Origin of the sequence: Enterobacter cloacae complex sp. P40C2 (assembly GCF_014930695.1) — a bacterium.
Classification (GTDB): domain Bacteria; phylum Pseudomonadota; class Gammaproteobacteria; order Enterobacterales; family Enterobacteriaceae; genus Enterobacter; species Enterobacter pasteurii.
The window spans coordinates 155,256-175,881 of the sequence record NZ_JADBRP010000010.1 but is presented as its reverse complement, the minus strand read 5'-3'; the positions used below and the strand labels follow the sequence as shown (position 1 = coordinate 175,881).

Annotated in this window: 18 protein-coding genes; 9 read left to right on the top strand and 9 right to left on the bottom strand. The window is 53.4% G+C overall.

What is annotated here, in order from left to right; all coding sequences use genetic code 11:
- Window positions 1-21: 21 nt before the first annotated feature.
- The 7 genes from IM304_RS17445 to fadE all read right to left on the bottom strand — a co-directional run bounded on the left by IM304_RS17445 (window position 22) and on the right by fadE (window position 10,888).
- Window positions 22-1,767 carry a TolC family protein gene (locus tag IM304_RS17445; RefSeq protein WP_193355715.1) on the bottom strand — a complete coding sequence of 582 codons (1,746 nt, stop codon included), beginning with the start codon at window positions 1,765-1,767 and terminating at the stop codon, window positions 22-24.
- Window positions 1,768-1,771: 4 nt separating this feature from the next.
- Window positions 1,772-3,121 carry an HlyD family type I secretion periplasmic adaptor subunit gene (locus IM304_RS17440; RefSeq protein WP_023315467.1) on the bottom strand — a complete coding sequence of 450 codons (1,350 nt, stop codon included), beginning with the start codon at window positions 3,119-3,121 and terminating at the stop codon, window positions 1,772-1,774.
- On the bottom strand, window positions 3,118-5,367 hold the full coding sequence (locus IM304_RS17435; RefSeq protein ID WP_176608633.1) for a type I secretion system permease/ATPase: 2,250 nt from the start codon (window positions 5,365-5,367) through the stop codon (window positions 3,118-3,120). Before IM304_RS17435 ends, IM304_RS17440 begins: the two co-directional genes overlap by 4 nt.
- Window positions 5,368-5,619: 252 nt before the next feature.
- Window positions 5,620-6,255 (bottom strand): hypothetical protein, encoded by a 636-nt coding sequence (locus IM304_RS17430; RefSeq protein WP_227009656.1) that lies wholly within the window; start codon window positions 6,253-6,255, stop codon window positions 5,620-5,622.
- Window positions 6,256-6,442: 187 nt separating this feature from the next.
- Window positions 6,443-7,105: a hypothetical protein gene (locus tag IM304_RS17425; RefSeq protein WP_227009655.1), complete on the bottom strand. Its 663-nt coding sequence runs from the start codon at window positions 7,103-7,105 to the stop codon at window positions 6,443-6,445.
- Window positions 7,106-7,558: 453 nt separating this feature from the next.
- Entirely contained in the window at window positions 7,559-8,335 is a 777-nt protein-coding gene (locus IM304_RS17420; RefSeq protein ID WP_193355714.1) for an amidohydrolase, read from the bottom strand.
- 108 nt (window positions 8,336-8,443) lie between these two features.
- Window positions 8,444-10,888 (bottom strand): acyl-CoA dehydrogenase FadE, encoded by a 2,445-nt coding sequence (fadE, locus tag IM304_RS17415; protein WP_148420203.1) that lies wholly within the window; start codon window positions 10,886-10,888, stop codon window positions 8,444-8,446.
- A 239-nt stretch (window positions 10,889-11,127) separates the two neighbouring features.
- Between fadE and lpcA the strand changes: the two genes are divergently transcribed.
- Entirely contained in the window at window positions 11,128-11,706 is a 579-nt protein-coding gene (gene lpcA / locus IM304_RS17410) for a D-sedoheptulose 7-phosphate isomerase (RefSeq protein ID WP_003863232.1), read from the top strand.
- A gap of 48 nt (window positions 11,707-11,754) precedes the next feature.
- Window positions 11,755-12,522, top strand: coding sequence for a class II glutamine amidotransferase (locus IM304_RS17405; protein ID WP_148420204.1), 768 nt, complete (start codon window positions 11,755-11,757; stop codon window positions 12,520-12,522).
- Here the strand turns inward: IM304_RS17405 and dpaA are convergent.
- The gene (dpaA, locus tag IM304_RS17400; protein ID WP_193355713.1) at window positions 12,493-13,233 is read right to left on the bottom strand and encodes a peptidoglycan meso-diaminopimelic acid protein amidase; all 741 of its coding nucleotides are present in this window, start codon (window positions 13,231-13,233) and stop codon (window positions 12,493-12,495) included. The genes IM304_RS17405 and dpaA overlap by 30 nt on opposite strands.
- A gap of 300 nt (window positions 13,234-13,533) precedes the next feature.
- On the opposite strand from dpaA, the gene IM304_RS17395 reads away from it, so the two are divergent.
- Genes IM304_RS17395 through nqrM form a run of 7 tightly spaced genes read left to right on the top strand, consistent with a single transcriptional unit; the run spans window position 13,534 to window position 19,573 of the window.
- Window positions 13,534-14,877 (top strand): Na(+)-translocating NADH-quinone reductase subunit A, encoded by a 1,344-nt coding sequence (locus IM304_RS17395; protein ID WP_193355712.1) that lies wholly within the window; start codon window positions 13,534-13,536, stop codon window positions 14,875-14,877.
- A 2-nt stretch (window positions 14,878-14,879) separates the two neighbouring features.
- Window positions 14,880-16,115 carry an NADH:ubiquinone reductase (Na(+)-transporting) subunit B gene (locus IM304_RS17390; protein WP_176608630.1) on the top strand — a complete coding sequence of 412 codons (1,236 nt, stop codon included), beginning with the start codon at window positions 14,880-14,882 and terminating at the stop codon, window positions 16,113-16,115.
- Complete coding sequence (locus IM304_RS17385; protein ID WP_148420208.1) at window positions 16,108-16,902, top strand: Na(+)-translocating NADH-quinone reductase subunit C; 795 nt, start codon at window positions 16,108-16,110, stop codon at window positions 16,900-16,902. The genes IM304_RS17390 and IM304_RS17385 overlap by 8 nt, the downstream gene beginning before the upstream one ends.
- Window positions 16,895-17,533, top strand: a complete 639-nt coding sequence (locus IM304_RS17380) for an NADH:ubiquinone reductase (Na(+)-transporting) subunit D (protein WP_014882676.1) — start codon at window positions 16,895-16,897, stop codon at window positions 17,531-17,533. Before IM304_RS17385 ends, IM304_RS17380 begins: the two co-directional genes overlap by 8 nt.
- Window positions 17,534-17,539: 6 nt before the next feature.
- The gene (gene nqrE / locus IM304_RS17375) at window positions 17,540-18,136 is read left to right on the top strand and encodes an NADH:ubiquinone reductase (Na(+)-transporting) subunit E (protein WP_061099102.1); all 597 of its coding nucleotides are present in this window, start codon (window positions 17,540-17,542) and stop codon (window positions 18,134-18,136) included.
- Between the two features lie 10 nt (window positions 18,137-18,146).
- On the top strand, window positions 18,147-19,370 hold the full coding sequence (nqrF, locus tag IM304_RS17370; RefSeq protein WP_148420209.1) for an NADH:ubiquinone reductase (Na(+)-transporting) subunit F: 1,224 nt from the start codon (window positions 18,147-18,149) through the stop codon (window positions 19,368-19,370).
- 53 nt (window positions 19,371-19,423) lie between these two features.
- Window positions 19,424-19,573, top strand: coding sequence for a (Na+)-NQR maturation NqrM (gene nqrM / locus IM304_RS17365; RefSeq protein WP_227009663.1), 150 nt, complete (start codon window positions 19,424-19,426; stop codon window positions 19,571-19,573).
- A 30-nt stretch (window positions 19,574-19,603) separates the two neighbouring features.
- Here nqrM and IM304_RS17360 read toward each other — a convergent pair whose 3' ends face one another.
- On the bottom strand, window positions 19,604-20,467 hold the full coding sequence (locus IM304_RS17360; RefSeq protein WP_193355711.1) for a glycerophosphodiester phosphodiesterase family protein: 864 nt from the start codon (window positions 20,465-20,467) through the stop codon (window positions 19,604-19,606).
- Between the last annotated feature and the right edge of the window lie 159 nt (window positions 20,468-20,626).

Here is a 20,626-nt window from a genome sequence, read left to right as displayed (position 1 = left end):
TTTTTATCAGGTCGATACGATTCAGGTTATTCGCATCCAGGACAGCATCATCGCGGCGCTGGCAATAACATTTACGTTGGAAATGTATCCGTCATAGCGATTATTAATGGCGGAGAGCTGGTTGTTAAAGTGGTCGTTTTCAGCGGTCAAAACGTCAAGCAGCGTTCGTTTGCCCAGGTGATACCACTGCTGGTAGAACATCTGACGCACGCGGTCTGTTTCGTCTGAGAGACGATCGTAGTCATCGGCGCGCAGGAATGACGAATCACGGACCTGCACCTGATAGTTGATTTGATACTCCAGGTCGCGGTAACTCACCTCATACTGCTGCTGCGCGACGTTAGCTTTGGCACGGGCCGTCATCTGAGCGGCACGCTGAGAGCCGCCGCTAAACGCTTCCCATTCGACGTTAAGGCCGGTATACCAGCCGCTTTCGTTGCCGTTGCTGTCTTTGGCTGTGCTTTTAGATACCACCCAGTTGACCTGCGGCAGCGCCGCGGCCTTAATGCTCTCCGCTTCATATTCCGCAGCGCGGACTTTTGCTTGCAGGTTCAGCATCATCGGGTTCTTATCCAGCGACGCAATGGCGACCGATGCCGGAATAATCGTATCCTGCCAGTTGAGATCGTCTGGTAGCGATGGCTCTGCGCCAAGCAGGCGCACCAGCTTAATTTTACTCGCGCTCAGCTGATGTTCGATATTGTCCATGCTCGCTTGTGCAGACATCAGTTTCGCTTTTGCCTGTACCAGCTCGCTCTCTCTGCCGCGGTCCGCCTGGGTAATTTGCGACAGCATATTAACCAGCTCTTTCATCCGACCAACGTAATGCTTCGCCACTATTCGGCTTTGCTCATAGCGGCTCATATTCATCAGTTCAGACACGGTGTTATAGGCCAGCTGCTCCCGGGAATACTCTTTTGAATAACGAGCGGCCTTGGCCGTCTCCAGCGAATTATCCACCTGATTACCGATCCTGCCCCAGTCGATGATTGGTGTATTAACGGATACGGTTCCGCTGGAGTCGCTAAAATGCGTGTTGTTGGAAGAAGCCTGCCGATCTCCGCCCACCGTCGTCAACGGCGAGGTTACGCCCAGCCGCACCTGGGGCAAACGCTGGCCTTTGACCTGATCCACCATATAATCCGAGGCCAGAACCTCAGAGGAGGCTGCACGAAGTTCGGGGCTGTACGCCAGCGCTCTTGCGACCATGCTGCGAAGAAACTCCCGCGAATCACTGGTGCTGGTGCCGTTGAAGTTGCCTTGCACCATGCCGCTGGTGGCGCGACTATTTGCCGACGCGCTGTGGCGACGAACGCTGGCATAGGCCGGATCGGGCTCATAGTATTCGGTGACGGCCGGGAAGAAGTCGTAATTCTTTTTCAGCGCGGCCCTGTTACCCGCCGTGCTTTGCGGCTTCGACAATGGCGCTGCGGGCTGCTGTGCGGTGGCATAACGCTCAGGTTGCGGCGCGGAGAAGGCCCGAGTCGGCACGGCTTTGGACGTACTGGCATATTGCGACTGCGTGCGCATAGAAGGCAAGGATGTGGCAGGCGCGGCATTCTGAGAACGCGCGCGTGCTACCGGCTGCGTTTGCGATGCGCGGTTTAGTTCTGACTGCGTGCGCATAGGCGGCAGCGAGGCCGGGATGTTTTTGATCTGCGCCGCGTCAGCCGCGTGAAGCGGGGTGACAAAAGAAGAGCAGGGCAAACAGAGTGCAACCGCGGCTGCAACCCTGGCCCAACGGCGCTCTTTACGTGCCTTAACCATAAAATTATCTCTCCCTGAATGCTTCACGCGCTTTCAGTATTGGTTTGAGGATGTAAGACAAAATGGTCTTCTCCCCGGTTCTGATTTCAACGTTTGCCACCATCCCCGGAATGATCGGGAACGCTTTATCTTTAACCTGTAGCGCCGCCCGGTTTGTGCGGACAAAGACCCGGTAATAGGTCGAATCGCCACGTCCCTGACGGGCTTTCTCTTCATCAATTAGCGTGTCTGAACTCAGGTGTTCGACGACGCCGGTCAGGCCGCCGTAAATGGCGTAGTCGTAGGCGGTAATTTTTACCGTCGCGGGAAGACCCGGATGAATAAATGCCACATCAGAGGGTTTAATTTTGGCTTCGACCAGCAGGTTATCTTCGAGCGGAATGATGGTCATGATCTCCGCTCCCTGCTGTATAACTCCGCCGCGCGTGGTCACGCGGATATTGTTCACCGTGCCGCGCACGGGGGCGACAACGGTAGTACGGTTCATCACGTCCTGACGTCCGCGCAGGATCTCCTCCGCCTGCGCCAGTTCAGACTCCAGACGGTTTAGCTCGCTGTTGGCATCAGAGCGGAAGCGGTTGGTCCGTTCGGCAATTTGCAGGCTGAACTCGTTGGCCTGACGCTTGAGGCGCAGGATCTCCACATCGGACATCAGCCCTTTGCGAGCCAGCGGCTCGGAAAGGCTGACCTCGTTTTGCGCCAGCGCCAGGCTGCGCTGCAATGCCTGTACGCTTTCATTCAGGGTTTTGAGGCGCGCGTTATAGGCCTGCGTCTCATCACGCACAATGGATTCAATTCCTGCAATTTCCGGCGGGAAGGTCAGGGGAGTGTCATAGGCTTCAGCCCTGAGACGAGCAATGCTGCCCTTAAGCCCCTGAACTTTTGAAAGCGATTCACCGTAGCTGGCGCCGGCGCGCGTGGGGTCGATTTTCAGCAGGATTTGTCCTTTCTCGACAATATCGCCCTCCTGAACGTTCAGCTCCTCAAGAATCCCCCCCTCCAGGCTCTGAATAAGCTGCTCACGGCTGGCCGGAATGACTTTTCCATCGCCACGCGTAATCTCTTCAACGCGAGCGAAATGTGCCCACACCAGCGCGACGACGACAACCATCGTGATGGTATAGAGCATGATCATGCTGAAAGGGGTTTTCTGCGCGATCAGGGCGCCCTGCAGGTCATGCATGAATTTCAGATCGTCCGCTTTTACCTTTCCTGTCGGCTGCGGTTTTTGCACCGCCAGCGCTGTTTTTCCGGCGCCGCCCTCAATCTTTCTCAACGCCGTGGAGGAAGCTCCCGCTCCGCTATCGGCCTCTCCTTTTGAGGCGTTCTGATTCACATCGTCCTCGTTCATCATCCCTTCACACCTTGTTCCTGTTGCTTTTCTTCAACCGAATGCATCGTTTGTTTTTTCTTCAGCACGTTCTCATTCAGGCTTTCCATGACCCGATCTTTTGCCCCGTCTTTCACAACGTGCCCGTCTTCCAGCACAATCAGGCGTTCAACCAGACTGAGAACGGACATGCGATGCGTGACAATAATCAGCGTTTGCCCCTTTGTGGCCTCTTTTAACCGCCGCAGGAATAACGTCTCCGTCATCGCATCCATGGAGCTGGTCGGTTCATCCATCAGTAAAATCTTCGGCCTCAGCAACAGGCAGCGGGCAAGTGCAACGAGCTGCTTTTGTCCACCCGACAGGCAGTTCCCCATTTCACCAATGGGCATGTCAAAACCCAGCGGGTGTCTGGCCGCGACCTGATCCAGCCCGGTCAGGCGAACCACGCGCAGAAACTCTTCCGTGCTTACGCCCGGGTTGCCAATAATGATGTTATGACGCAGCGTGCCGTAAAAAAGACGGCAGTCTTGCCCGACATAGCCTACGGCCGCACGCCAGTCCGCCGGATCAACCTGGGTTGCATCAACGTCATCAATGAATATCTGCCCGCTGCTCTGCTGATACAGGCGCGCCATCACCCGCAGCAGGGTAGACTTCCCGCTGCCGATCCTGCCCAGAATCGCAATCTGCTCACCGGCTTCAATATTGATACTGATATTCTCGAGAATGCGCGGGGCTACCATCATTCCCGGCACTGGATAGGTGAACCCCACTTTGTGCAGGCGCATGCTGCCCGTGAAATTCGGCGTTGGTAGATAGGTAATTAAGGAATCGCGTTCAGTGGGGGTATCCATCAGCTGGTTAAGCGATTTCAGGGCCGTTTTGGCATGCTGATAACGCAACGCCAGCCCGACAACGGATGCCAGCGGGGCGAGAGAACGGCTGGAAAGGATCACCACGCCAATCATGGCGCCCATCGTCAGCTCGCCCGCGTGGATCAAATACACACCCAGCACAACAATACAGACCGTGGTAATTTGCTGAACGAAGGAGACAAAATTGGTTGTCAGCATGGAAAGGTTGCGGGTTTTCATGGAGGAAGCGGCAGCCAGCGCGCTGAAATCATCCCAGCGCTTTTGCATAACCCCTTCACCCTGCGCAGCTTTCAGGGCTTCAAGTCCCTCAATGCTTTCAATCAGCAGGCCTTGCTTGAGCGAAATCTCGCGAACGTTTTCTTCCATATAGCGACCCAGCGGCCACTGAATAACGATGCTGGCAATTAAAATGAGCGGCATTGCCACCAGGGGCACCACGGCAAGCGGACCGCCAATCATATAAATGATGAACATGAACAGCACGCAGAAGGGCAGGTCGGAGAGCGTGGCGAGCGTCGCAGAGGTAATAAAATCCCGTACAGCCTCAAAATCGCGCAGCTGGTTAGCGAAGGTCCCGGAAGACTGTGGTTTATATTCCATGCGCATAGACATCACCTGGCGAAAAAGCTTCGCGCCCAGGATCAGGTCTGCCTTTTTCCCCGCGATATCGATCAGGTATGCGCGGATCTGGCGGCTGGAAAACTCAAATATATTGGCAATCACGACGCCAATAGCCAGCGACCAGAGGGTGACATAGGCCTGCGTCGGGATCACCCGGTCATAGACGTTCATCGTAAAGAAGGTGCCAGCCAGCGTAAGTATATTTGCCAGCAGTGCCGCCAGCGCAGCGCTGTAAAAATAGTGGCGGTAGCGCCACAGCGTTGAGTAAAGCCAGTGACCTTCATTCTGCGCTTTCGGTAAGAGAAGATCGTCGGCACGCGCATCCAGACTGGGTTTTGGCGTGGTGACAAGGGCATAGCCGCCGTAAACTTCCAGCAAATCAGCCGCTGAAACGGTAAGTATTCCTTCGTTTTCAGGCACCACGATCTGATAGGTGAATTGTCCGCGTTTACCGTTACGCGCGGTAATAATGCAATACGTTCCATCTTTGCGGGCGATCAGCAGCGGAAAGAGCCAGGACGATATTGAATTAAGATCGCGTTTTACCCAGCCAGCAGATATCCCCATCTGATCGAGCATACGCAGAGCCATTTCCGGCTCAAGCTTGTCGCTTTTCGGCAAGCCAGCGTAAAGAACTTCTTTGCTGGCATACTTTGCGTGATGTGCACAAAGCCATTCAACACCCCACAGAAGAGAATCTTTTCTGGGTTCTTCAATATTATTGAAATCGTGCTCTGAATTAACTTTTACGGTGGAAAGATGCGTATTCATTATCGAATCCAGACCTGTAGTTACGTTCCTTACTTTAAAAATAAAGTGAAGGCATGCTATTAAAATTGACCAGGAACATCCGTAAGTACGAAGTTTATGGCTGATGGTTATAGTGAAATTACAAGCGCTGGCAATATCGTAGTGTAAAGTTAGCCGTATATGTACACAATAAAGATAAACCACTGCATGATTAAGAATATTATATGTGGTTTGATCCAGGTTTATGTTTTTTCTGGTTTTTTTAACTGAGGGTTAACTGGCGAGCCTTGAAATAGGTACGCCCAGCTTGTTCTCGATTCTTATCTTCATGGCGTAAATGTTTTTAACATTTGTAGCATTCTTCATGGCTATCTTTTTCGGGAGTTGTCCCTTATACAATTCAGAAAACAGGGCGTATTCATTTGCACTAAGTTTGGCCTTCTTCTCCGAAGGTCGCGTTATCTTGCCAAGGAACGACTGGCGAATTTTAAATTTTATATCATCAATAATATCATCATGAAAAATGACGGTGCTGATTATTGTTTCGCTTGTGTCGTTATAAAACCAGTAATGGGCAATCGCGGCCATCTTTTTATCAGTTATCAGGATCAGTCTTGCGTTTTTAAAACGATATAACCAGCTGTTTGTTAAGAAAAAATTTATATTCTTATAGTTAAAATCAATGACTACAATGGGTTGAGAAATGATTTTAACCGTAATGTTGTTAAAGTATTGTAATATACCTTCTATCAAAAAAGAGTTATTTTCAGGCCAGATATAAAATTCAGAACCATTACACTCGCCCTGTTGTTCAGTACGAAAAGAAGGAAAAACACATTTATTCATACACCCATAGCAGCGCATAGTGTTGTCGTTGTGCTCAATATGTCTAATAGTAACGATATCCATGTGATAAAACTCTATGCGTTAAAATTATAAATGTTAAATCTACTATAATATATCAATATTTATATTAATAATGCATTAAGGAAAAAAACGAGTTGTTATGAGATAAAGCATCGTTTATCCAGGAATTTTCTACAGAAATTAATTCCCATCCGTGATTGTCGATTTTTTTACGCAATACCATTTAAGGCTAATTCACCAGGCGGGTGATAGAAACTCCCAGTTTGCGCTCAATTCTGTTTTTCATGGCATAGGTGTTTTTGACGCTAGTACCGTTCTGATACGCGATTTTTTTAGGTGTCCATCCATTGAACAAGAACGAAAACAGGCTGAATTCATTCTGGCTCAGCTTTGGCCTGCTCCCGGATGGTTTGATCGTTTTTGCCAGGAACGTTTTCTTCAGTTTCGTGGCAACCTCCTCAGCGGAATCATCATAAAAGATAATAGAGCTGATGGTGGTCTCTAACGTATCGTTATAGAACCAGTAATGGGCAATCGCCGTCATCTTTTTGTCAGTGACGAGGATAAGGCGCATATTTTTGAATTGTTCGAGCCAGCTATCGTTCAGAAAATAGGTGATATTTTTATGGCTAAAATCAATAATCACGACTGGCTGAGAAATATATTTGTCGCTCACACATTCAAAATAGTGCCGGATACCTTCTACAAGGTAAGAATTGTTATCAGGCCAAATATAGCATTCAAGTCCTGTGCAGGTTTTATGAGCGCACGCTTCAGCGTCACCAAACAGGCATTTTTTCTCACAACCATAGCAATGCATAGACGGCGTGTGGCTCACCTGCTGACCATCATTATGAGATAAATAAATAGAGTTATTAGTGTGGAAAGACATATTACACCTTAATGCGCGATGATTAAGCACGATATTAGTTTTGGACGAAGCATCAACCTCGTCGTTTGATGTGAGGCATCATACTGAATACCAGGTATAAGTCTTAATTAAATAGTCTGAACACACCTTTCCAGACTGCATTTAAGATTTAAGTCTATATTTTTCAAGTGGTTACAGATTTTCTTAAATGACCAGTTTACAGGTTTTTTGGTTATTGCTCTTCTGTTTTGTTAATGGATGGTTATTTCTTTTCACTTGGCAATGCTATTGCAATTAACATAATGTTAAACATTGAAGGACTAAACTTTATAAGGTTGGAATAGAATGTTTCGATAAAAAGAAAAGAGGGGGTGGGCGGGAACGTCAGATTCAGTGTGAATGTAAATATTGCTTATTTTCCAGGTCGCGCATTAGGTTCTCGTACGACCTGGCTAAAGTAAACGACGATGTCCTTTATTTATTTTGTATGCTAAAACGATCGGCATCCTGCCAGGCCGGAAACTTCTCGCGATATTCCGCTAGCGCAGTTAACGAAAGCTCGGCGTCAATTCGCGTGGCCTGATGCGGCTCGGCTGTAGCAATAATTTCTCCCTGCGGGCTTATCACCCGGCTGTCGCCGCGATAATGGTGTCCGTTACCATCCGTGCCTACGCGGTTACATCCCACAATATAAGCCTGGTTTTCAATTGCCCGCGCCGTTAATAACGCCTGCCAGTGAAGTGAACGTGGCGCAGGCCAGTTGGCAACATACAGCGCCAGGTCGTAATCGTTGCGGTTGCGGGACCAGACGGGAAAGCGCAGGTCATAACAGACCAGCGGCAAAATACGCCAGCCGCGCCATTCAAACACCACGCGTTCGTTTCCGGCTACATAATGTTGATGCTCATCCGCCATGCGGAACAGGTGGCGCTTATCGTAGAAATGCACCTTTCCCTCTGGCTCGACCAGCAGGAAGCGGTTAACCGGCCCGCGTTCGGTCTGGAGGGCGACGCTACCGGCAATCAGCGCGTTTGTCTCCTGCGCTTTGGCGTGCATCCAGGCCACAACCTCGTCCTGCGGCATCGACTGTTTTGCAGCCTCCATCGCAAAACCCGTGGTGAACATCTCCGGCAGGACAATCACATCGCGACCGCTAATCTCTTCGAGCTGGCGATCGAAATGGCGAAGGTTGGCTGGACCGTCCATCCAAACTAAAGGCTGCTGCAAAACAGAAATCTTCAAACCAGGCACGATACCGACTCCTTAAAAGATCGCTTTTTGACACTGTAGCACGTCATTACGAGAAAATGTGGCAATAAAAAACCCCGCACGGAGCGGGGTTGATGGACGCTGAACGTCTTATGCGGCTTCAGGTTTGCGGTGCTTCTCCGGCAGCTTTACCGGCTGTGTCGCCAGCTCTTCCGGTTCGAAATCATCCACGTTAATACTGCGCAGACGGCTCTCTTCGGCTTTTACCAGGAGTGCGGCTTCGCTGTTGTCGATGATGCCGCCCGCCAGGGCCTGTTTTGCCAGCTCGTCCAGGCGGGTGAACGGCAGGTTTTTACCCAGCTGTTTGCAGATCTTCTGGTGAATCGGGTCGGCGGCCATCACGTCCAGCAGCGCCTCTTCCAGCAGGCCGACAGGGTTATGCGGGGTAGGGGCCAGATACTGGCCGCGGCCAATACGGGAGCGGGTTGCGCTCGGAACCTGAAGGATCTTCGCCACTTTATGATCCAGCTTGTCAGACGGCGCCAGGTAATGACGACCGGTCGGGAAGATCGCCACGCGCAGGGCTCCTGCCACAAAGCGGTTCGGGAAGTTCGCCAGCAGGTCGTCAATAGCCTGTTCTGCCTGATACAGCGCATCCTGTACACCCCAGTGCACCAGCGGCAGATCCGCTTCCTGACGGCCTTCGTCGTCGTAGCGTTTCAGAACCGCAGAGGCCAGGAAGATCTGGCTCAGCACGTCGCCCAGACGGGCAGAGATGCGCTCGCGACGCTTCAGGCTTCCGCCAAGAACGGCCATCGAGACGTCAGACAGCAGGGCCAGGTTAGCGCTCAGGCGGTTCAGGTGCTGGTAATAACGTTTAGTCGCATCGCTGGTCGGCGTCGCGCTGGTGAGGCCGCGCGTCAGGCCGAGCCAGAAGCTGCGCACTTCATTGCTGCCCACGTGACCGATATGTTTGAACAGCAGCTTGTCGAAGGCATCCACGTCGTTATTCTGCGCGGCGGCCATCTCTTCCAGCACGTACGGATGGCAGCGAATGGCGCCCTGACCGAAGATCATCATGCTGCGGGTCAGGATGTTTGCCCCTTCAACGGTGATGGCAATCGGAGCGCCCTGATAGCCGCGCGCCAGGAAGTTGCCTTCGCCGAGCATAATGCCTTTACCGCCTGCGATATCCATTGCGTCAATGATCGACTGCTGCGCGCGGTGGGTACAGTGATACTTCACGATAGCGGACAGCACGGCCGGTTTTTCACCCAGCATAATGCCGTAGGTGATGAGCGAGGCTGCGGCATCCATCACGTAAGCGTTACCCGCGATACGCGCCAGCGGCTCTTCAATACCTTCCATCTTGCCGATGGAGATTTTGAACTGACGGCGGATATGGGCGTAAGCACCAATCCCCATTGCCACCGATTTCAGCCCGCCGGTTGAGTTCGACGGCAGGGTAATGCCACGGCCCACCGACAGACATTCCACCAGCATGCGCCAGCCCTGACCGGCCATCTTCGGACCACCGATGATGTAGTCAATCGGCACAAAGATATCCTGACCGCGGGTTGGACCGTTCTGGAACGGCACGTTCAGCGGGAAGTGGCGACGACCAATTTCCACGCCCGGGGTAGAGGTTGGGATCAGCGCACAGGTGATGCCCAGATCTTCTTCACCGCCCAGCAGTTTTTCCGGGTCGGAGAGCTTAAATGCCAGACCCAGCACGGTGGCTATAGGCGCCAGAGTGATATAACGCTTGTTCCAGGTCAGGCGCATGCCCAGCACCTGCTGGCCCTGCCACTCGCCCATGCAGACCACGCCGGTATCCGGGATCGCGCCCGCATCGGAGCCCGCTTCCGGACTGGTCAGCGCGAAGCATGGAATTTCCTGACCGCGCGCCAGACGCGGCAGGTAGTGATCTTTCTGCTCTTCCGTTCCGTAGTGCTGCAGCAGTTCGCCCGGGCCTAAGGAGTTCGGCACGCCGACGGTAATCGCCAGGATCCCGGAAACACCCGCCAGTTTTTGCAGCACGCGGGCCTGAGCGTAAGCGGAGAATTCAAGACCGCCGTACTCTTTCTTAATGATCATCGCGAAGAAGCGATGCTCTTTCAGGTATGCCCACAGCTCCGGCGGCAGGTCGGCCATTTCATGGGTAATAGCAAAGTCGTTCGCCATGCGGCACGCTTCTTCTACCGGACCGTCAATAAATGCCTGCTCTTCGGCGGTCAGGCGCGGCTGCGGATAGTTGTGCAGCTTTTTCCAGTCCGGGTTGCCCTGGAACAGATCGCCTTCCCACCAGGTGGTACCGGCATCAATCGCCTCTTTCTCCGTACGGGACATCGGCGGCATCACTTTACGGAAGCCCTTAAAGACCGGCGCGGAGATCATCGACTTACGCATCGGCGTCAGGTTGAACGGCAGCAAAATAATGGCCAGCGGGACGAGGACCCAGATGTTCCACAGGCCAGCGACGCCAAGTGCGGCCGTCCAGGCCAGAAGAATAAGGCTACTCAGTAATAAGCTGACGCGGTGATAGAACAACACGCCGAGCAGAATAACGGTTGCGAGAATGCTCAAAATCATCATAAAGAAAAGCTCCCTTGCTTGTAGGAGGTCTGACCACTTGTGATGATATGGTTGTAGTTGATGTCATTTCCTTTAGCAATGTGTTTACAAAATAATTACAACCTGGTTCACATTGTTCGCGTTTTAGTCGGCACAAAAAAGCAAAACGCCGGACGATTCGCATGGCTTTAGCTTCTCGCTTTTACCGCTATCCGGTACACTCCACTGTGTTATTTCATCAATACTGAAGGATTATCCTCATGTACCAGGATCTTATTCGTAACGAACTGAACGAAGCGGCGGAAACGCTGGCGAACTTTCTGAAAGATGATGCCAACATTCACGCTATTCAGCGCGCGGCGGTCCTGCTGGCCGACAGCTTTAAAGCCGGTGGTAAAGTGCTCTCCTGCGGTAACGGCGGTTCCCACTGCGACGCCATGCACTTCGCAGAAGAGCTGACCGGACGCTATCGTGAAAACCGCCCAGGCTACCCGGCGATTGCGATTTCTGACGTAAGCCACATCTCCTGCGTGGGCAACGACTTCGGTTACGACCACATTTTCTCCCGCTACGTTGAGGCGGTAGGCCGTGAAGGTGACGTGCTGCTGGGTATTTCGACGTCCGGTAACTCTGCGAACGTGATCAAAGCCATTGCGGCAGCGCGTGAAAAAGGGATGAAAGTGATCACCCTGACCGGTAAAGATGGCGGTAAGATGGACGGTACGGCAGACATTGAAATCCGTGTTCCGCATTTTGGTTATGCTGACCGCGTTCAGGAAATTCACATCAAAGTGATCCACATCCTGATCCAGCTGATCGAAAAAGAGATGGTTAAGTAAGACTTCGCTGGGGGGCGCCGGTGCCCCCCGCTGTTGTGGAGGTGAGATATGTGCGAACTGCTCGGGATGAGCGCCAATGTGCCAACCGATATTTGCTTTAGCTTCACCGGGCTGGTTCAGCGCGGTGGGGGAACCGGGCCGCATAAAGACGGCTGGGGCATCACCTTTTACGAGGGCAAAGGCTGTCGCACGTTCAAAGATCCACAACCCAGCTTTAACTCACCCATTGCTAAACTGGTGCAGGACTACCCCATAAAATCCTGTTCGGTAATTGCCCACATTCGGCAGGCAAACCGTGGGGAAGTCGCGCTGGAAAATACCCATCCGTTTACCCGCGAGCTATGGGGCCGTAACTGGACCTATGCGCATAACGGACAGCTTACGGGCTATAAATCGCTGGAAACCGGCAATTTTCGACCTGTTGGCGAAACCGACAGTGAAAAAGCGTTCTGCTGGCTGCTGCACAAGCTGACCGAGCGTTATCCCCGCACGCCCGGCAACATGACCGCCGTTTTTAAATACATCGCGTCACTGGCGTCTGAGCTACGCGAGAAGGGCGTCTTCAATATGCTGCTGTCTGACGGGCGCTATGTAATGGCGTTTTGTTCCACCAACCTGTTCTGGATCACCCGTCGCGCACCGTTTGGCGTCGCCACGTTGCTCGATCAGGATGTGGAAATTGATTTTCAGAAGGAGACCACACCGAACGATGTGGTCACCGTCATTGCAACGCAGCCGCTGACGGGCAACGAAACCTGGCAAAAGATCATGCCAGGCGAGTGGGTGCTATTTTGCCTCGGGGACAGAGTAATTTGACGCCAGCTGCGGCTGGACCACTTCATGGCTAAGCGGCTTGCTCACCACGTAACGGCCATTGACGATGGATACCACCGGCGGCTTGTGGGTCTGCTCAAAGTAGTCATAGCCCGGTTTTAGCTGTTGCCAGAAATCCTTGTAAACCGAGTACTTATGGCGCGCCATGTTCGCATCCGTCATACGGAACGGGTAGATGCTGACCTGAACATTCGGCTGGCCGAAGACCAGCGCGCCCGTGACAAACTGGAAAATCTCATCAATGCCGGAATCCGTCATCGCATAACAGCCGACAGACACGCAGGCACCGTGGATCATCAGGTATTTACCTTCGTAACCGTGAGCACGGTCAAAGGCATTGGGGAAGCCAATGTTAATCGCTTTATAGAAGCGGCTGTCCGGTTTTAGCTGGTTACGCTGAACGTTGTAAAACCCTTCCGGACTTTTGAAGTCGCCCTGACGCTGTTTTGGCCCCAGCCCGCCAGAGTAGTTACAGATTTTGTAGCTATCGAGCAGCTGATACGTCTCGCCCATTTTGACAAACAGCTCGAGTGTGCGCTCTTCCTTGAAGATTTGAATATAAACCGGGGATCCCATCAACTGCTGTTTATACTCTTTGCTGACCGGCGTCGTTGAACTATTGCTGCCAAGCAGCCCGGCAAACGACATGCACGGTATCAGAAGCATCGCAATGAACAATGCGATTTTACGCATACTACTGGTTCCTTGATAAAACAATGACCAACTTGCCAGAACGGCAAAAGACACCCGAAATCAGACTAATCTGGACAGGAGCGCTCACATTAGCACCGATGGAGATTTTCGCAAGAGCCAACCTTTGAGTTTACAAATTAGTTTTACGTTATAACCCATTCACCTTGTCCTGACTCCAGGAACTTTGCGCATTAGCTCGCAATTCGGCGCGCTGGACGACGGATTTACTGCCCTTGCAGGGGCCCAAAATGGTACACTCCGGCCACTCTGGATTGTTGTTCATGGATAACTGCTAACCACATGTTTAGAATCAGAAAAGGACTCGATCTGCCCATCTCTGGCGTGCCTGAACAGCACGTAACGCCGGGCGCCAGCATTCACCACGTCGCTATTTTGGGTGATGACTACGTGGGGATGCGCCCGGCGATGCTGGTGCAGGAAGGCGATCGCGTAATAAAAGGACAGGCGCTATTCGAGGATAAAAAAAATCCCGGCGTCATGTTTACAGCCCCTGCCAGCGGCACCGTCGTTGCCATCCATCGCGGTGAGCGCCGCGTCCTGCAATCGGTTGTTATTCAAATTGAAGGTGACGAGAAACGCGAATTTGCGCACTACGACGAGGCCGATCTCGCTACCCTCAGTCGCGAAGCGGTGCAGGCTCAACTGCTGGAGTCGGGGCTGTGGACGGCGTTTCGTACGCGTCCCTTCAGCAAAACTCCCGTGCCCGGCACCGTGCCGGCGGCTATCTTCGTGACGGCCATCGACACCAATCCGCTCAGCGCGGACCCGCAGCCTCTCATTCTGGCCGAACGAAAAGCTTTCGATGCCGGTCTCACCGTTTTAACGCGCCTGACGCCGGGTAAAGTGCATGTCTGCCAGGCCAGCGGCGGTAAGCTGGGCGGGCACCCGCAAGGGCAGGTCGCCTTTAATGAATTTGCCGGGCCGCATCCGGCGGGGCTGGTGGGCACGCATATCCACTTCCTGGAGCCGGTGAGCCTGACGAAACAGGTCTGGCACCTCAATTATCAGGACGTGATTGCTATCGGTAAGCTGTTCACCACGGGCGAACTGCATGCTGAACGCATTGTCGCTATTGGCGGCCCTCAGGCAACCCAACCGCGTCTGGTTCGCACTCTGCTAGGGGCGGACATTACTGCGCTGCTGGCTGGCGAAACAAAAGAGGGTGAAAACCGCATTATCTCCGGCTCGGTGCTGAGCGGCAGACACGCAACAGGCCCGATGGCCTGGCTGGGACGTTTCCATCTTCAGGTAAGCGTAGTGCTGGAAGGGCGCGAGAAAGAGCTGTTTGGCTGGGTGCTGCCGGGCGCAGAAAAATACTCCGTGACCCGCACCACGCTCGGCCACTTCCTGCGTCATAAGCTGTTTAACTTCTCCACCAGCACAAACGGCGGTGAGCGCGCCATGGTTCCGATTGGCAACTACGAGCGCGTGATGCCGCTGGATATTCTGCCAACCGTGCTGCTGCGCGATCTCCTTGCTGGCGATACCGACAGCGCGCAGGCGCTGGGTTGTCTTGAGCTGGACGAAGAAGATCTGGCGCTGTGTACCTATGTGTGTCCGGGTAAATACGAATATGGACCCGTATTGCGCGAGGTGTTAACCCGCATTGAGCAGGAAGGATAATCATGGGATTAAAACACCTCTTTGAAAAAATAGAGCCGCATTTTACCGAGGGTAAACTGAAGAAGTACTACCCGCTGTATGAAGCGACATCGACCATTTTCTACACGCCGGGTCTGGTGACGAAAGGCGCGGCGCACGTTCGCGATGCCATCGACCTGAAGCGCATGATGATTCTGGTCTGGTTCGCGGTCTTCCCGGCGATGTTCTGGGGCATGTACAACGTCGGGTTGCAGACTATTCCTGCGCTGCATCACATGTACGATGCAGAGCAGCTGGCGCAGGTGATCCAGTCTGACTGGCACTATCGTCTGGCGCAGACGCTGGGCGTGAGCTTTGCGGCAGATGCCGGCTGGATCAGCATGATGACGCTGGGCGCCGTCTTCTTCCTGCCAATCTATATGACCGTCTTTATCGTGGGCGGTTTCTGGGAAGTGCTGTTCGCCATCATCCGCAAACACGAGATCAACGAGGGCTTCTTCGTTACCTCTATTCTGTTTGCGCTGATTGTTCCGCCAACGCTGCCGCTCTGGCAGGCGGCGATGGGGATTAGCTTTGGCGTGGTCATTGCCAAAGAGATCTTCGGCGGAACCGGACGTAACTTCCTTAACCCCGCGCTGGCGGGGCGCGCGTTCCTGTTCTTTGCATACCCGGCGCAAATCTCTGGCGACCTGGTGTGGACGGCGGCAGACGGGTTCTCGGGCGCAACGCCACTTTCACAGTGGGCGGCAGGCGGCGGCGAAACGCTGATCAACAATGCCACCGGCCAGCCTGTGACCTGGTTCGACGCGTTTCTTGGCAACATCCCGGGCTCCATTGGTGAAGTGTCTACCCTGATGATCCTGATCGGCGGGGCCATCATCCTCTTTGGCCGCGTGGCGTCCTGGCGCATCGTCGCTGGCGTCATGCTTGGGATGGTGCTCACCGCCACGCTGTTCAATCTTATTGGTTCAGAAACTAACCCGATGTTCTCCATGCCGTGGTACTGGCACCTTGTGCTGGGGGGCTTTGCGTTCGGCATGATGTTTATGGCCACCGATCCCGTCTCTGCCTCGTTTACCGACAGGGGGAAATGGTGTTATGGGGCGCTCATTGGGGTGATGTGCGTACTGATTCGCGTGGTCAACCCGGCCTATCCGGAAGGGATGATGTTGGCCATTCTGTTTGCCAATCTGTTTGCGCCGCTGTTCGACTATCTGGTCGTGCGCGCCAACATTAAGCGGAGGAAGGCGCGTGGCTGAGATCAAAAATAACGACAGCATCAGCAAAACGCTGCTGGTGGTGCTGGTACTGTGCCTGGTCTGTTCCGTCATCGTGGCCGGTTCTGCCGTAGGGTTAAAACCGCTACAGCAGGAGCAACGTGCGCTGGATAAACAGCGCAACATCCTGGCCGTGGCCGGGCTGATGCAGGACGGCATGACGAAGGATGACGTCGCGGCCGTGTTTGCCGAACGCATTACCGCGCGGCTGGTGGATTTGAAAACCGGTGAGCTGATGGATAAAGACCCGGCGAAATATAACCAGGCGCTGGCGCTAAAAGATCCGCAGATGAGCACCATGCTTGACGCCTCGCAGGATCCGGCAGGAATTAAGCGCCGCAGCAACATCGCGGAGATCTACCTGGTGCGTGACGAGCAAAAACGCGTGCAGGAAGTGGTTTTGCCCATCTACGGCAACGGGTTGTGGTCAATGATGTACGCTTTTGTGGCACTGGATACCGATGGCCGCACGGTCAAAGGCATTACCTATTACGATCAGGGCGAAACGCCGGGGCTGGGTGGTGAAGTTGAGAACCCTAACTGGCGTGCCCAGTTTGTCGGTAAAAAAGTGCTCGATGACAACGGTCAGCCTGCGCTGAAGGTGGTGAAAGGGGGCGCGCGTCCCGGCGATGAATTTGCCGTTGACGGTCTTTCCGGCGCCACGCTCACCTCAAACGGCGTGCAGCACAGTTTTGATTTCTGGATGGGTGAACTGGGCTTTGGTCCCTTCCTGAAAAATGTACGTGAAGGAGCGCTAAACAATGGCTGATACGGGTGAACTGAAAGAAGTTAAAAAGGTGCTGATTGGCCCACTCTTAGCCAATAACCCGATAACGCTCCAGGTGCTGGGCGTGTGTTCCGCCCTGGCGGTAACGACCAAGCTGGAAACGGCGGTGGTGATGACGCTGGCGGTAACGCTGGTGACGGCATTCTCCAGCATGTTTATCTCAATGATCCGCCACCACATTCCCAACAGCGTGAGGATCATCGTGCAGATGGCGATCATCGCCTCGCTGGTGATCGTGGTCGATCAGCTGCTGCGGGCCTTTGCTTATGAAACCTCGAAGCAGCTTTCGGTGTTTGTCGGCCTGATTATCACCAACTGCATCGTGATGGGGCGTGCAGAAGCCTACGCCATGAAAATGCCGCCGCTGGCGAGTTTTATGGACGGCATCGGCAATGGCCTGGGTTACGGCGTGATCCTGCTGACGGTTGGTTTCCTGCGCGAGCTTATTGGCAGCGGCAAGCTGTTTGGCATTACGGTACTGGACACGGTACAGAACGGCGGCTGGTATCTGCCGAACGGCCTGTTCCTGCTGGCCCCAAGCGCATTTTTCATTATCGGTTTGCTGATCTGGCTGATTCGCACGTTGAAGCCTGAACAGCAGGAAAAGGAGTAACCGACGATGGCTCATTACCTGAGTTTATTTGTGCGCGCGGTGTTTGTTGAAAACATGGCGCTCGCCTTCTTCCTGGGCATGTGTACGTTCCTTGCTGTTTCTAAAAAGGTATCGACGGCGTTTGGTCTGGGCGTGGCGGTTACCGTTGTGCTGGGGCTTTCCGTTCCGATCAACAACCTGGTGTTTAACTTCGTGCTGCGGGACAGCGCGCTGGTGGAGGGCGTTGATCTCAGCTTCCTGAACTTCATCACCTTTATCGGGGTGATTGCGGCGCTGGTGCAGATCCTTGAGATGATCCTCGATAAGTATTTCCCGTCGCTGTACAACGCGCTGGGGATCTTCCTGCCGCTTATCGCCGTGAACTGCGCTATTTTTGGCGGCGTCTCGTTTATGGTTCAGCGCGATTACAACTTCAGTGAATCGGTTGTGTATGGTTTCGGCTCCGGTATCGGCTGGATGCTGGCGATCGTCACCATGGCGGGGATCCGTGAAAAAATGAAATATGCCAACGTGCCAGCGGGATTACGTGGCTTAGGGATCACCTTTATCACCACCGGCCTGATGGCGTTGGGCTTTATGTCCTTCTCCGGTGTGCAGCTATAAGGGCTAACAGATGGAAATTATTCTTGGCGTGGTGATGTTCACGCTGATAGTACTGGTGCTGTCAGGGCTGATTCTGGCGGCGCGTGCGAAGCTGGTCAATTCCGGGGATGTGGTCATTGATATCAATGACGATCCGCAGAATCAGATCCGTACGCCGGCAGGGGATAAGCTGCTGAATACGCTCTCCGGTAACGGGATCTTTGTCTCGTCGGCCTGCGGTGGCGGCGGCTCCTGCGGGCAGTGCCGCGTGACGGTGAAAGAGGGCGGCGGTGATATTCTGCCAACGGAACTGTCGCATATCACGAAGCGTGAAGCGAAAGCGGGCTGCCGTCTGGCGTGCCAGGTCGCGGTGCGTCAGAACATGAAGATTGAGCTGCCGGAAGAGATCTTCGGCGTTAAAAAATGGGAGTGCGAGGTTATCTCTAACGATAACAAAGCTACCTTCATTAAAGAGCTCAAGCTGCGCGTTCCTGAAGGGGAGAGCGTCCCGTTCCGTGCGGGCGGGTATATCCAGATTGATTGCCCGGCGCACACCGTAGCGTATGCGGACTTCGACGTGCCCGAGGAGTATCGGGCCGACTGGGATAAATTTAATCTCTTCCGCTTTGTCTCCGAAGTAAAAGAGCCCGCGCTTCGCGCCTATTCCATGGCGAACTATCCGGAAGAGAAGGGCATCATTATGCTCAACGTGCGTATTGCTACGCCGCCGCCTAACGTGCCAAACGCGCCGCCGGGCGTGATGTCGTCGTATATCTGGTCTCTTAAGCCAGGCGACAAAGTGACCATCTCCGGCCCGTTCGGGGAATTCTTCGCCAAAGATACCGATGCGGAAATGGTCTTTATCGGCGGCGGTGCCGGGATGGCGCCAATGCGTTCGCATATCTTTGACCAGCTTAAGCGTCTTGGCAGCAAGCGTAAGATAAGCTTCTGGTACGGTGCGCGCTCGCTGCGCGAAATGTTCTATGACGATGAGTTCGAACAGCTGGCGCGCGATAACCCTAACTTTACCTTCCACGTGGCGCTTTCCGATCCGCAGCCTGAAGATAACTGGACCGGCTATACGGGCTTCATCCACAACGTGCTGTATGAAAATTACCTCAAACAGCATCCGGCACCGGAAGACTGCGAGTTCTATATGTGTGGTCCGCCAATGATGAACGCCGCCGTGATTAAGATGCTCAAAGATCTTGGCGTGGAAGATGAAAACATCATGCTTGATGATTTCGGAGGCTGATTGTGCTGACCTTTCTGGCGACCTTTGCGGTGTTTGTGCTGGTGATTTTTGGCATGTCTTTAGGCTGGATCATCAAGCGTAAAAGCATTCAGGGCAGCTGCGGCGGCATCTCTTCCATTGGAATGGAGAAGGTGTGCGACTGCCCGGAACCGTGCGATGCGCGGAAAAAACGGCTGGCTCGGGACCAGCAGAGGATCATCTAGAAAAAGGCCGCTTCTTGCGGCCTTTATTCGTTATTTTACCCAGCTTTTGGCGCTGGCTGGCGAGTCCACCAGCACGCCTTCGGCACCTAATGCCCTGGCCTTCTGATAATCCTCACTGGCGTTCACGCCGATGAAAATTAAATGGGCATTGCCCTGCGAGCGGAAACAGTCAACGGCCTCTTTGTCCCACGTTAAGGTTGCGGGAGAAATACCTTCGCCCAGGGTGAATTTTTCGACTACCTCTACTTTGCGGTTTAACTCAAGCCCGTACCAGTAATCGTCCATTTTTTGCGAAGGAGGCAGACATTCGTGGCTTAACGAAACGGTGGCCAGTCGCGTGCGGGTCTCGCTGCGCGTGACAAAGCGAGGAATGTCGGCAGGGAGTGCTTCCATATAGCGATCTTCGGTTGAATAGACGCGAACGCGATTCAGGCTGTTGGTTTCTTTCAATACGTTAAGCAGTTTGTTGCTCATCGTCGCCGGATCGGCGTCCGGCGATTTGATGTCAATGAAAAACCGCGCGTCCGGCCAGGTCGTCAGCACTGACTTCAGCGTCGGTATCGACGCGTTCAGCAGGCTTTCCGGCAGGCCCTTATCTTTCCACTTAACGCTGGCATCCGCCTTTGCCAGCTCTTCAGCGGTAAACTGTGACACTTTTCCCTGCAAGCTGGTTAACGCTTTCAGGTCAGCCGGACGATAGAGCACCGGTACGCCATCCCGACTAAGCTGCACGGTTATCCAGACGATATCTGCTTTGTTTTCGAGCGCGAGCTTAATCGCAGGCAGGGTGTTTTCAGGTGCATCCGCGGTGCCTCCCCGGTGTGCAACGATCTCAGGATTAGCGGATGCCGCGCTTGCCAGAAACAGTAACGAAACCGAAAGTATTTTCCTCATGAATGATATCTCTCCATTTACTTTGATAAGCTTATGAATATAAAGGTTTTATTTCGATCCTTTGTATCATGTATTTATGACAACTGAGAGAAAGGAAAATAGCTGACGCATTTTTTGCCTTTTGTTATACTGTATATAAATACATGTGTGGTGTAATCA